The sequence below is a fragment of the Sphaerotilus sp. genome, from assembly GCF_013299175.1.
Taxonomy (GTDB): domain Bacteria; phylum Pseudomonadota; class Gammaproteobacteria; order Burkholderiales; family Burkholderiaceae_C; genus Sphaerotilus.
This window is the reverse complement of sequence record NZ_JAAFKF010000115.1, coordinates 1-11,159: the sequence shown is the minus strand read 5'-3', so window position 1 is coordinate 11,159 and position 11,159 is coordinate 1. Positions and strand designations below refer to the sequence as shown.

Sequence of the window (11,159 nt, the reverse complement as noted above, 5' to 3'; positions counted from 1 at the left end):
GTTCTTCACCACGCTGGGCCTGAGCAACCTGGTGTCGAACGTGCCGGCGGTGATGGTGCTGATGCCGCTGGCGAAGGGGGACCACGTCGGGCTGACGCTGGCGCTGGTCAGCACGCTGGCGGGGAACCTGCTGATCGTGGGGTCGATCGCGAACATCATCGTGGTGGACGCGGCCAAACGCTGCGGCGTCGTGATCGACTGGCGGCGACATGCGTACACGGGGGTGCCGGTGGCGGTGGTGACGCTGGGGATCGCGGCGGGGTGGCTGGCGTTTCAGGCGAGCGCATGACGCGGGTGATGCGGCGTCACCGCCCCAGCTCCATCACCAGCCTGACCCCCACCAGCGGATACCGCGTCTCCGGCGAGTTCCAGTTCCGGAACCCGCAGCGTGCATACAGCGGCCATGTGTGCCACGACCCCCCTCGGCGCACGCGCACGTCGCCCGTCGCCGGCCCTTGCGGATCCTCGCCGGGCGAGCGGGCGTAGTAGTCGTCAGCGTGCCAGTCGCTGGTCCATTCCCAGGCGTTGCCGTGCAGGTCGTGCAGGCCGAAGGCGTTGGGCGGGTAGCTGCCGACCGGGGACGTGAAGACATGGCCGTCGTTGGCCTGGAGCGCGTGCGGCTGCCACTGAGGCCACAGCTTGGCCGCGGAGGTGTCGAAGACGTTGGCGTGGCCGACGAGTCCCTGCGGGTCGTTGCCGTGGCCGTAGCGGGTGTTGTCGGCGCCAGCGCGGCAGGCGTATTCCCACTCGGCCTCGGTCGGCAGCCGGTAGACGCGGCCTTCGGTCTGCGTCAGCCAGCGCGCCAGGGCCACCGCGTCGTGCCAGGTGATGTTGACCACCGGGTGGCGGTCGTCCTGCGGGAAGCCGGTGTTGGCCCAGGAGTAGCGCGGCGAGCGGCCCTCGAAGGCGTCGCGGCGCGGCGAGGTGTTCGGGTCGTAGGCGGGGTTGTGGCCGTAGCCGCCCGTGCCGTCGGCGATCGACTCCGGCACATGGCCCGACGCGGCGAGGAAGGTGCGGAACTGCCCGACCGTGACCTCGTGGCGGCCCATCAGGAAGTCGCGGGTGATGCGCACGCGGTGGCGGGGCGCCTCGTCGTCGAACTTGCCCAGCCGCTCGGCGTCGGCGGCAGGGAAATCGCGGGCCAGCGCGGCGGGGGACTCGTCGCTGCCCATCCAGAACGTGCCCGCCGGAATGCGGACCAGCTCCATGCCCAGCCGGTTGGCGCAGACCTGCACGCCCGGCGTGTCGCAGGCCGACAAGGGCGCCGAGCCGAGCACCACGCCTTCACGCCGCGGGTCCGCTCCGCCGCGCCAGACCGGGCGTGCGGACGTGGCGTCGGGGCTGCGCTGCAAGGCTTGCAGGCCGCTGGTCATGTCCACCTCGCGCACGTCGTGTCCGCGTCCCTTCAGCGCCTCGACCACCTCGGCTGGATACCGCCCCTTTTCCAGCAGCACCGGCCCGCCCGTCGTCCCGAAATTCGGCAGATCAATCGCCTGCTGCGGCGACAGGCCCCACTGCAGCACGCCGTGCAGCGTCTTGGCCGTGAAGTGGATGATGAGCGCCCCGCCCGGACTGCCGCCCGTCATCGCGAGCGCCCCCTGGTCGTCGAACACCAGCGTCGGCGACATGGAAGAACGCGGCCGTTTGCCTGGCTCGACCCGGTTGGCGATGGGGCGGCCGGCGGCGTCGGCGGGCAGGAAGCTGAAGTCGGTCAGTTCGTTGTTGAGCAGGAAGCCATGCACCATCTGCCGCGACCCGAACGCATCCTCGATGGTGGTGGTCATCGAGAGGGCGTTGCCGTCGCCATCGACGATGCTGAGGTGGCTGGTGCCGTATTCGGGCTGGCTGGGCATGGGCGCGAAGCCGGTTCGCACGCCGCCGCGCTGGCCGGCAGGGGCGTCCGCGGCGCGCTGCGGGCCGATGCGGCGGGCGCGGTCGTGCAGGTACGCCGGGTCGAGCAGGCTGCGCCAGTCGCCGTCTGGTGCCGCCACGAAATCCGGGTCGGCCACAAAGAGCGCCCGGTCGGCGAAGGCGAGCCGCGAGGCTTCCAGGTAGGTGTGCAGCCAGTCCGCCGACGGCATGCCCACGCTGGTCAGCGGTGTACGCGCCGTGTCGGTCTGGCCCACCATCCCGAGGATCTGGCCGATGGCGATGGCGCCGCTGCTGGGGGGAGGGAAACCGCACAGCGTCCACGCCCGCCCGCCCGCGGTGTGGGCGTGGCACAGCGGCGGGCGCTCCTTGGGCTGGTAGGCGGCGAGGTCGGCGGTGGTCAGGCGGCCGGGGTTGGTGGCGTGGCGCTGCACCTTGTCGGCGATGTCCTGGGCGATCTCGCCCTGGTACAGCGCCTGCGCACCGTCGTTCGCCAGCCTGCGCAGCACCTCCGCCAGCGCCGGGTTCTTCAGCGTGTGGCCGATCGGCAGCGGCTGGCCGTCCGGGTAGAAATACGCGGCGGCGACCGGATCCTTGCGCAGGTGGGCATCGGCCGCGAGCAGGGTGTGCAGCCGCGGACTGACCGGAAACCCTTCTTCCGCCAGCCGGATCGCCGGCCCGAACAGCACGAACCACGGCAGTTTCCCGTGGCGCGCATGGGCCAGCTCCAGCATCTTCACCGTGCCCGGCACCCCGACCGAGCGTCCGCCGACCACCGCGTCGTGGAAGGCCATGGGCTTGCCGCTGCTGTCCAGGAACAGCCGCTCGTCCACGGCGGCAGGGGCGGTCTCGCGGCCATCGTAGGCGCGCACGCGCTGGCCGTCCCAGTGCAGCAGGAACGCCCCGCCGCCGATTCCGCTGGACTGCGGCTCGACGAGGGTGAGGACCATCTGCACGGCCACCGCCGCGTCGATGGCGCTGCCGCCCTGGGCGAGGATGCTGCGCCCCGCTTCGGCGGCCAGCGGGTTGGCGGCGGCGACGGCGTAGCGGGTGGTGGTCCAGCCGGGCTTGGCGGTGATGGCGGAGGCCGCTTCCGGTTGCTGCGGCTCAGCGGGTCGCCAGAGGTCGAGCACGCTGCACGCCGCCAGCCACCCGGTGGCGCAGACGGTCAGCGACAGGCGCAAGAGGCGCGGGAGGTGCAGGAGGCGGGCAGGGAGGCGGGTCGTCATGCCCGCCATCGTGTCACAGGCGCAGTGCCCGCCGCATCGGGATCAGCGCGGGGCCAGCCGGATCGCGCCATCCAGGCGGATCACCTCGCCGTTGAGCATCTCGTTGGTGACGATCTGGTGGACCAGCTTGGCGTAGTCGGCCGGCGTGCCCAGCCGGCTCGGGAACGGAACCCCGGCGGCCAGCGCGTCCTGCACCTCCTGCGGCATCCCGAACAGCATCGGCGTGCCGAAGATGCCCGGCGCGATGGTCATGCAGCGGATGCCGTTCTTCGACAGGTCGCGCGCGATCGGCAGCGTCATGCCGACCACGCCGCCCTTGCTCGCCGCATACGCCGCTTGCCCGATCTGCCCATCAAACGCGGCGACGCTGGCGGTGTTGATCAGCACGCCACGCTCGCCCGTGTCCTCCTGCGCGTTCTTGCACATCGCCTCGGCGGCGAGGCGGACCATGTTGAAGGTGCCGATCAGGTTGACGCTGATGACCTTGCTGAACAGGCTGAGCGGGTGGGCGCCGTCGCGGCCGACGGTGCGGCTGGCCGGGGCAATGCCGGCGCAGCTCACGAGGCCCATCAGCTTGCCCATCGACACGGCCTGGGCCACCACGGCTCGGCCATCGTCCTCGTTCGACACGTCGCACCGCACATAGGCACCACCCAGCTCCGCCGCGATCGCCGCGCCGCGCTCGGCCTGCAGGTCGGCGATGACGACCTTGGCCCCTTCGCGCGCCAGCATGCGCGCGGCACCTTCACCCAGCCCGGAGGCGGCGCCCGTGACGATGAAAACTCGATCGGCGATCTGCATGGGGTTGTCCTTTACGTAAACGTCAATTGGATGGCGTGAAAAAGCCGCCCGTGGGCGGCTGTCGGGGAGGCTGGATCAGGCCAGCGCAGCGAAGGCGCGGGCGGTGATCTCGTCCACCGTGCCCGTGCCGCTGATGGCACGGTATTGGGGCGCACCTGCGTCGCCCGTGGCGGCCCACTGCGAGTAGTAATCGACCAGCGGGCGGGTCTGGCTCTGGTAGACCTCCAGGCGCTTGCGCACGGTGTCCTCGGCGTCGTCGGCCCGCTGGATCAGGTCTTCACCGGTCACGTCGTCCTTGCCTTCGACCTTGGGCGGGTTGAAGACGGTGTGGTACGTGCGGCCCGAAGCCACATGGACACGGCGACCACTCATGCGCTGGATGATGGAGGCGTCCGGCACGTCGATTTCGAGCACGTAGTCGAGCTTGACGCCCGCAGCCTTCATCGCGTCGGCCTGCGGGATGGTGCGCGGGAAGCCGTCGAACAGGAAGCCGCCAGCGCAGTCGGGCTGCTGGATGCGTTCCTTGACGAGTCCGATGATGATGTCGTCGCCGACGAGGCCGCCGGCGTCCATCACCTTCTTGGCGGCCAGGCCCATCTCGGTGCCCGCCTTGACGGCCGCACGCAGCATGTCACCCGTGGAGATCTGGGGAATGCCGAATTTCTGGCAGATGAAGGCCGCTTGCGTGCCTTTGCCGGCGCCGGGTGCGCCCAACAGGATCAGTCTCATGGATCTCCTCGGGAATGGTCAGAACTGCTGAAATGCTGGCAGGATTGGCTGCAAATTGGCGTGAGAATACCACGCAGCTCCTGTGCCGAAACTGACTCGATAGCGACCAATGGGCCTCGATTACCCGCAGATGGTCACGGGAAGGAACACCCCGTGTCCCCCCAGTGCTACGCGAAGAAACAGCGCACGCGGGCGAGATCTTCCGGCGTGTCCACCCCGGGTCCGGGCCGGCTGTCGCTCACATGCACCGCGATGCGCTCGCCATGCCACAGCACGCGCAATTGCTCCAGTGCCTCGACCTGCTCGACCGGGCTGGCGCTGAGCGTGGGGAAGCGGCGCAGGAAGCCGGCGCGGTAGCCGTAGATGCCGATGTGGCGCAGTGGCGCGGGATCGGTCGGCAACGCGGTGATGCCACCCGCATTGCCGTCACGCCACCACGGCATTGGCGCCCGCGAGAAGTACAGCGCCCGCCCCGCTGCATCGCACACGACCTTGACGACATTCGGGTTGACGAACTCCTCGACGCTGTCGATGGCGTGCGCGGCGGTGCTCATCACGCAGTCCGGGTGGTCCTGCAAACCCTGCACGCAGGCGGCGACCAGGGCCACGTCGATCAGCGGCTCGTCGCCCTGCACGTTGACCACGAGGTCATCGCCGTCCAGTCCGAGCAGTGCGCAGGCTTCGGCCAGGCGGTCGCTGCCGGTGGCGTGGTCGGTGCGGGTCATCACCACCTGCACGCCGTGTGCCGCACAGGCGTCGGCCACTTCGGGCGCATCGGTGGCGACGACCACGGCCCGCGCTCCGGCCCCCGCGCAACGCTGCGCCACCCGCACGACCATCGGCACGCCGCCCAGATCGGCCAGCGGCTTGTTCGGCAAGCGCGTCGAGGCCAGCCGGGCGGGGATGAGCACGGTGCAGTCCATCGTCAGGGCGCAGGTGCGTCGGGGACCGGGAACGGCGAGGGCGGCGGCGCGTCCGGATCGACCGTGCGCGCTTCGCTTTCGAGCATCACGGCCATGCCGTCGCGGATCGGAAACGCCAGCCGGTCGGCCGGGCAGACCAGCTCGTGCGTGGCGTGGTCATGGTTGAGCGGCCCCTTGCAGAGCGGGCAGACGAGCAGTTGCATCAGGCGGGTGTCCATGGGGCGTGATGCTACCTTGCCGGCACGGGGCCGAGCGCGGCCAGCACACGCCGGGTGAATACCGCCGGCAGCACCATCTCCAGCGGCACCACCCACACCCGCAGCCCCGGCCGCTCGCGGGCCACGCGCTGCGGGTCGAGCTTGACGGCGTCCTTCTCGGTCACGACCACATCGGTGGCGTCGGCGGGCCAGGGCAGGCGGGCGTGGTCGTGGTGGTCGTCGAGGGCCAGCGTGTCGGCCGGGGCGAGCGTCAGGCCGGCCATGCGCAGGGCGTCGAAAAACCGCTGCGGCTGCCCGATCCCCGCGCTGGCGCACACACGCTGTCCGCGCAGGGCAGTGAGCTGTTCCGGTGTCGCTGGTGCGCCCGACCACCAGCCTGCCAGTTCGACCGCGCCCGCGAGCTGCCGCGTCGCGCAGTCGCCGGGCAGGGGCGTGCTGGGCCGGGCAGCGTTGTAGAGCACGCACTGGTGGGGCGCCGCAGCGGGTGCGTCGATCGGCTCGCGCAGCGGCCCCGCCGGCAGCAGCCAGCCGTTGCCCGCCCCGCGTTCGTCGAACACCACGATCTCGATGCTCCGGCCCAGGCGCAGGTGTTGCAGCCCATCGTCGCAGACGAGGACGTTGACTTCGGGATGTGCTGCGAGCAAGGCCCCGGCGACAGCGGCCCGGTCCCGCCCGACCCAGACCGGCACGCCCGAGCGGCGTTGCATCAGCAGCGGCTCGTCACCGACTTCGGTGGCCGGCGTGTGTGCGTGGACGGGGCGGGCGGCAGTGGCCTGGCTGCCATGGCCACGCGAGACGATGCCGGGACGCCAGCCGGCCTGTTGCAGCGCGCCGATCAGTGCGAGCGTGGTCGGCGTCTTGCCCGCGCCACCCGCGACCCGGTTGCCCACCACGATGACCGGACACGGCAGCCGCACCGTGGCCTTCCAGCCGTGCCGGTACAACCACCGCCGCAGCCCGACCAGTGCCCCATGCAACCCGCCCAGCGGACGCAGCAGCCATTGCGCCGGCCCGCCGTGTTGCCAGATGGCCTCCAGCCGCGCTGCGGGTGTCACCGGCGCAGGCTCACTGGCCCTTGCCGCCGCTGCGGGCGCTCTGGGTGGCAAACGTCAGTTGCACCAGTCCGGCGCGGCGGGCGGCGTCCATCACGTTGATCACGCTCTGGTGCGCCGCCATCGCGTCGGCCGAGACGATCACCACGCGGTTCACGTCGCCCTGCGCCGCCGTGGTCAGCGCCGTGGTCAGTATCTCGACACCCACGCCCTCGATCGGCTGCTTGTTGAGCGTGTAGTGCCCGTCCGAGGACACGCCCACCACGATCTCGCGCGGCTGGCTCTCGATCTTGTTCGACTCGGCCACGGGCAGCGTGATCTTGAGCTGCGTGTACTTGGCGTAGGTGGTGGTGAGCATCAGGAAGATCAGCACCACCAGCAGCACGTCGATGAACGGGATCAGGTTGATCTCCGGCTCCTCGGGGCGTCGGTGACGGAAGTTCATGGCCATGGTGCGCCTCTCCGCTCAGCGACGCGGGGGACGCGGCAGCAGTTGGGGCAGCAGCCGCTCGGCCGCCTGCTCCAGCGTCAGCACGAACTCGTCCACCTGGCCGCGGAAGTAGCGGTAGAACATCAGCGACGGGATCGCCACGATCAGGCCGAACGCGGTGTTGTAGAGCGCCACCGAGATGCCGTGTGCGAGCTGCTCCGGGTTGCCGCCCGAGTTCGGCACCTGCGCGCCGAAGATCTCGATCATGCCGACCACCGTGCCCAGCAGGCCCAGCAGTGGCGCGGCCGAGGCGATGGTGCCCAGCGCGTTGAGGTAGCGTTCCAGCCGGTGCGTGGCGATGCGGCCGGAGGTCTCGAAGGCGTTGCGCAGTTGCGCCTCGTCGCAGCGCGGATCGGCGACGGCGGCGCGGATGCCACCCGCCAGCACCGTGCCGAGCGCCGAGTTGCCGTGCAGCTTGTCGAGCACGTCCGACGCCGGCAGGCTGTTGCGCGTGAGGGTGAGCACCTCGTCGAGCAGCTTCGGGGGCGCCACCTTGGCGGCGCGCAGGCTCATGCAGCGTTCGATGATGATCGCCAGCGCGGCGATGGAGCACAGGATCAGCGGCCAAATTGGCCAGCCAGCGGCTTGTATGATCGAAAACAAGGGTCGTTCCCCAGGGTGAGGTGGACATCCGCAGCCTGGCGCGGCGCGGCGCAGCAGCAGCGATTATGGACGCAAGGCTGCGTGCTCGAAGACCGTAACACCTGTGCGTTGTGGCACGAATTCTCCCCGGCTCCTGTGGATAACCTTGGGGACAAGCTGAGGATGGATGCGCCAAGTGCCTGTCAACACAGCGTTTTTGTTGGATTGCCTCATTTTTAATCAATTGTGAATTTTCGATGACAACAGCAAACACCGCCCGCGTCTGGGATGTGGCCGTGCTGGTGCAGGCGGTGGGCGAGGCGCTGCAGACGCGCTTCGGCGCCGTGGCCGTGCGCGGCGAGCTGGCCGGCTTCACGCGGGCGTCCAGCGGGCATTGCTACTTCAACCTGCGGGCGCCCGATGGCAGCGCGGGCCTGCGCTGTGCGATGTTCCGCCGGGCGGCGGGGTACCTCGACTTCTCGCCGCGGGACGGGCAGGCGGTGGAGCTGCGCGGCAAGCTTGCGGTCTACGAGCCGCGCGGCGAGCTACAGATGATCGTCGAGGCGATGCGCCCGGCGGGCGAGGGCGCGCTGATGGAGCAGTTCCTGCGCCTGAAGGCCCGCCTCGAAGCCGAAGGGCTGTTCGACCCCGACCGCAAGCGCCCGCTGCCCACGTTCCCGCGCCGTGTCGGGGTGGTCACGTCGCTGGCCGCGGCGGCCTTGCACGACGTGGTGACCGCGCTGCGCCGCCGCGCGCCGCACGTCGAGGTGATCGTCTATCCCGCGCCGGTGCAGGGGCTGGACGCGCCGCCGTTGCTGGTGCGGGCCATCGCCGAAGCAGGGCAGCGGCGCGAGGTGGATACGCTGATCGTCTGCCGCGGCGGTGGCTCGCTCGAAGACCTGTGGGCGTTCAACGACGAGGCGGTGGTGCGCGCCATCGCGGTGTCGCCGATCCCGGTGGTGTGCGGCGTGGGCCATGAAACCGACTTCACGCTGGCCGATTTCGCCAGCGACCTGCGCGCTCCGACGCCGACCGCTGCCGCCGAGCTGGTCGCCCCTGAGCAGGCCGCCTGTCTGGCCTCGCTCGACCAGCGGCAAGCGCAGTTGCGGCAGGCGCTGCAACGCCGGCTCGACCGCGAGGCGCAGCGGCTGGACCGCGCCGCGCAGCGCCTGTCGCGGCCGACCGAGGCGCTGCGCCAGCACCAGCAGCGGCTGGCCTTGCTCGCACAGCGCCACGGCACGGCGCTGCCCCGTGCGCTGCAGCAGCACCGGCAGCGGCTGGACCTGCTCGCGGCGCGGCTGCAGGCGCTGGACCCGGCCCGCGTGCTGCAGCGCGGCTATGCCTGGGTCACCGACGCCGAGGGCCGCACGCTGGTCTCGGTCGCGCAGGTGCAGCCCGGCGCGGCGCTGATGGCGGTGCTGCGCGATGGCCGGGTGCGCACCACCGTCACCGCCGTCGAGCCGGACCAGCCCCATCCCGGCATGGTCTGAACGCCTTGCCTACAATCGCACAGCCGTTTTTCACTGCCGGTCCACCCGGCTCACCCACAAGAGGACTCTCATGGAACACACCCTGCCCGCACTCCCGTTCGCGATGGACGCCCTGGCGCCGCACATGTCGAAGGAAACCTTCGAATACCACTACGCCAAGCACCACCAGGCGTATGTCACCAACCTCAACAACCTGATCAAGGGCACGGACTACGCCGACCTCGACCTGGAAGCCATCGTCAAGAAGGCCCCGGCCGGTGGCGTCTACAACAACGCCGCGCAGGTGTGGAACCACACGTTCTTCTGGAACTGCCTCAGCCCGAACGGCGGCGGCGCTCCGAGTGGTGCGCTGGCCGACGCGATTGCGGCCAAGTGGGGTTCGGTCGATGACTTCAAGAAGGCGTTCCAGGCGTCGGCGGTCGGCAACTTCGGCTCCGGCTGGACGTGGCTGGTGAAGAAGGCCGATGGCTCGGTGGACATCGTCAACATGGGCGCCGCCGGCACCCCGCTGACGACCGCCGACAAGGCCCTGCTGTGCATCGACGTGTGGGAGCACGCCTACTACGTGGACTACCGGAACATGCGTCCGAAGTTCGTCGAGACCTTCCTGAACAGCCTGGTGAACTGGTCGTTTGCGGAAGCCAATTTCGCCTGAATGCGCTGACGGGGGTTCGCCCTCGTGCGATGGAAGCCGGCCTGTGGGTCGGCTTTTTGTTGCTCACGGCTGAGGTTGAACCCAGCGCCGCGCATCCTTGAGCAGCAACAGCATCTGCGGCGCTCCCAGCGGTGAATCGATGAACCCGAAGCGGCGATAGAACGCAGCAGCGGGCGCGTCGATCGGGTGGGTCAGCATGGCGCGGATGCCAGCCTGATCGGCGATGAGCAGCGTGTGCCGGACGGCGTCCTTCAGCAGTCCGACTCCTGCGCCCAGTCCCTGTGACCGCTGATCCACCGCTAGCCGGGCAAGCACCACGACCGGCAGCGGATAGCGCCCCATGCCTTGCCGGATGCGGTCTGGTGCTTTCAGCGTGTCGATCTGCCCGACGGTGAGCGCGAAATAGCCCGCGACCGCTTCGGCGTCCGTCGTGACGACGAAGGTGCGTGCCGAGCCGCTGGCGTTCGCTTGGCGGGCGTGGCGCATCAGCCAGTCATCGAGTGTGGGCTGGCCGCAGTGGAATCCGTCCAGCCGGTGTGCCGCACCGAGCGGCTGCGGGGCCGACAGCGTCACGCGGTTTCCCACGGCGCCTTGCGAGCGAACAATTCGAGCAGACCGGGGTTGTCGGCTGGGGCCTGGTCCAGCAGATCGAGCAGGGCCTGACCCTGCGCGGGAGATGCGATGAACAGCCGCTGGTCGAGCAGCGTTTGTTCCGCTGCGCGGCAGGCGCTGTCCAGGATGAACTCGGTCAGCGACTTGTGCGCCACCTCGGCGGCGCGGCGCAACACCGCCTCCTGGTCGGGTGTGGCGCGCAGGCCAAGGCGGGAGGAACGGGTGGCGGTGGTCATGGAGCGAGTCCCGGGGTGTGGTGCCCAATGTTAGTACATTGAATGTACGCTGCGCACCGCCCCTTCGATCGTCGCCGGATACGGCCCGTCCACATGGTCCCCCGCCGCGCTCAGCCCCGCCGCAATCCGCGCCACCGGCCGCCGCAGCCCCGGCACACAGCGAAACGTCGCCCGCTTCTCCGCCACCAGCTTCACCAGCACCGCGCCCTGCGCCCCCTCGCCACGCAGCACCGACCGCGCCTGCGCCAGCAAGGCCGCGCCGGTCACGTCCAT

12 protein-coding genes and 3 pseudogenes are annotated in these 11,159 nt (G+C 70.2%); 3 read left to right on the top strand and 12 right to left on the bottom strand.

Features of this window, described 5'->3' with window-relative positions; all coding sequences use genetic code 11:
- Positions 1–289 (top strand): annotated as a pseudogene (locus tag QZW52_RS16405) (anion transporter); the annotation flags it as partial.
- 16 nt (positions 290–305) lie between these two features.
- Here the strand turns inward: QZW52_RS16405 and QZW52_RS16400 are convergent.
- From QZW52_RS16400 to QZW52_RS16360, 9 genes and pseudogenes are all read right to left on the bottom strand, one after another.
- Positions 306–1,208, bottom strand: coding sequence for a formylglycine-generating enzyme family protein (locus QZW52_RS16400; RefSeq protein ID WP_294000723.1), 903 nt, complete (start codon positions 1,206–1,208; stop codon positions 306–308).
- A 60-nt stretch (positions 1,209–1,268) separates the two neighbouring features.
- Positions 1,269–3,098 (bottom strand): annotated as a pseudogene (locus QZW52_RS16395) (gamma-glutamyltransferase family protein); the annotation flags it as partial.
- Positions 3,099–3,140: 42 nt separating this feature from the next.
- The gene (locus QZW52_RS16390) at positions 3,141–3,899 is read right to left on the bottom strand and encodes a 3-hydroxyacyl-CoA dehydrogenase (protein ID WP_294000721.1); all 759 of its coding nucleotides are present in this window, start codon (positions 3,897–3,899) and stop codon (positions 3,141–3,143) included.
- A gap of 75 nt (positions 3,900–3,974) precedes the next feature.
- Entirely contained in the window at positions 3,975–4,628 is a 654-nt protein-coding gene (gene adk / locus QZW52_RS16385; RefSeq protein WP_294000720.1) for an adenylate kinase, read from the bottom strand.
- A gap of 167 nt (positions 4,629–4,795) precedes the next feature.
- Positions 4,796–5,551, bottom strand: a complete 756-nt coding sequence (gene kdsB, locus QZW52_RS16380; protein WP_294000719.1) for a 3-deoxy-manno-octulosonate cytidylyltransferase — start codon at positions 5,549–5,551, stop codon at positions 4,796–4,798.
- A gap of 2 nt (positions 5,552–5,553) precedes the next feature.
- On the bottom strand, positions 5,554–5,769 hold the full coding sequence (locus QZW52_RS16375; protein ID WP_294000717.1) for a Trm112 family protein: 216 nt from the start codon (positions 5,767–5,769) through the stop codon (positions 5,554–5,556).
- A gap of 11 nt (positions 5,770–5,780) precedes the next feature.
- Positions 5,781–6,824: a tetraacyldisaccharide 4'-kinase gene (gene lpxK, locus QZW52_RS16370; protein ID WP_294000715.1), complete on the bottom strand. Its 1,044-nt coding sequence runs from the start codon at positions 6,822–6,824 to the stop codon at positions 5,781–5,783.
- Between the two features lie 10 nt (positions 6,825–6,834).
- Positions 6,835–7,266, bottom strand: a complete 432-nt coding sequence (locus QZW52_RS16365) for an ExbD/TolR family protein (RefSeq protein WP_294000722.1) — start codon at positions 7,264–7,266, stop codon at positions 6,835–6,837.
- Positions 7,267–7,287: 21 nt separating this feature from the next.
- Entirely contained in the window at positions 7,288–7,914 is a 627-nt protein-coding gene (locus QZW52_RS16360; RefSeq protein ID WP_294000712.1) for a MotA/TolQ/ExbB proton channel family protein, read from the bottom strand.
- Positions 7,915–8,150: 236 nt separating this feature from the next.
- On the opposite strand from QZW52_RS16360, the gene xseA reads away from it, so the two are divergent.
- Both xseA and QZW52_RS16350 read left to right on the top strand, forming a co-directional pair.
- Positions 8,151–9,383 (top strand): exodeoxyribonuclease VII large subunit, encoded by a 1,233-nt coding sequence (gene xseA / locus QZW52_RS16355; protein ID WP_294000710.1) that lies wholly within the window; start codon positions 8,151–8,153, stop codon positions 9,381–9,383.
- A gap of 70 nt (positions 9,384–9,453) precedes the next feature.
- Complete coding sequence (locus tag QZW52_RS16350; protein ID WP_294000708.1) at positions 9,454–10,038, top strand: superoxide dismutase; 585 nt, start codon at positions 9,454–9,456, stop codon at positions 10,036–10,038.
- Between the two features lie 63 nt (positions 10,039–10,101).
- Here the strand turns inward: QZW52_RS16350 and QZW52_RS16345 are convergent, their stop codons facing one another.
- The 3 genes and pseudogenes from QZW52_RS16345 to QZW52_RS16335 form a co-directional block, all read right to left on the bottom strand.
- Positions 10,102–10,611, bottom strand: coding sequence for a GNAT family N-acetyltransferase (locus tag QZW52_RS16345; RefSeq protein ID WP_294000707.1), 510 nt, complete (start codon positions 10,609–10,611; stop codon positions 10,102–10,104).
- The gene (locus QZW52_RS16340; RefSeq protein WP_294000705.1) at positions 10,608–10,886 is read right to left on the bottom strand and encodes a type II toxin-antitoxin system TacA family antitoxin; all 279 of its coding nucleotides are present in this window, start codon (positions 10,884–10,886) and stop codon (positions 10,608–10,610) included. The genes QZW52_RS16345 and QZW52_RS16340 overlap by 4 nt, the downstream gene beginning before the upstream one ends.
- A gap of 30 nt (positions 10,887–10,916) precedes the next feature.
- Positions 10,917–11,159: pseudogene (locus QZW52_RS16335) on the bottom strand (hydroxysqualene dehydroxylase HpnE); the annotation flags it as partial.

Excerpts from the sequence above, each read along its gene's own strand:
- QZW52_RS16400 (WP_294000723.1), bottom strand. The coding sequence starts at position 1,208 with ATGGAGCTGGTCCGCATTCCGGCGGGCACGTTCTGGATGGGCAGCGAC.
- QZW52_RS16390 (WP_294000721.1), bottom strand. The coding sequence starts at position 3,899 with ATGCAGATCGCCGATCGAGTTTTCATCGTCACGGGCGCCGCCTCCGGG.
- adk (WP_294000720.1), bottom strand. The coding sequence starts at position 4,628 with ATGAGACTGATCCTGTTGGGCGCACCCGGCGCCGGCAAAGGCACGCAA.
- kdsB (WP_294000719.1), bottom strand. The coding sequence starts at position 5,551 with ATGGACTGCACCGTGCTCATCCCCGCCCGGCTGGCCTCGACGCGCTTG.
- QZW52_RS16375 (WP_294000717.1), bottom strand. The coding sequence starts at position 5,769 with ATGGACACCCGCCTGATGCAACTGCTCGTCTGCCCGCTCTGCAAGGGG.
- QZW52_RS16365 (WP_294000722.1), bottom strand. The coding sequence starts at position 7,266 with ATGAACTTCCGTCACCGACGCCCCGAGGAGCCGGAGATCAACCTGATC.
- xseA (WP_294000710.1), top strand. The coding sequence starts at position 8,151 with ATGACAACAGCAAACACCGCCCGCGTCTGGGATGTGGCCGTGCTGGTG.
- QZW52_RS16350 (WP_294000708.1), top strand. The coding sequence starts at position 9,454 with ATGGAACACACCCTGCCCGCACTCCCGTTCGCGATGGACGCCCTGGCG.
- QZW52_RS16340 (WP_294000705.1), bottom strand. The coding sequence starts at position 10,886 with ATGACCACCGCCACCCGTTCCTCCCGCCTTGGCCTGCGCGCCACACCC.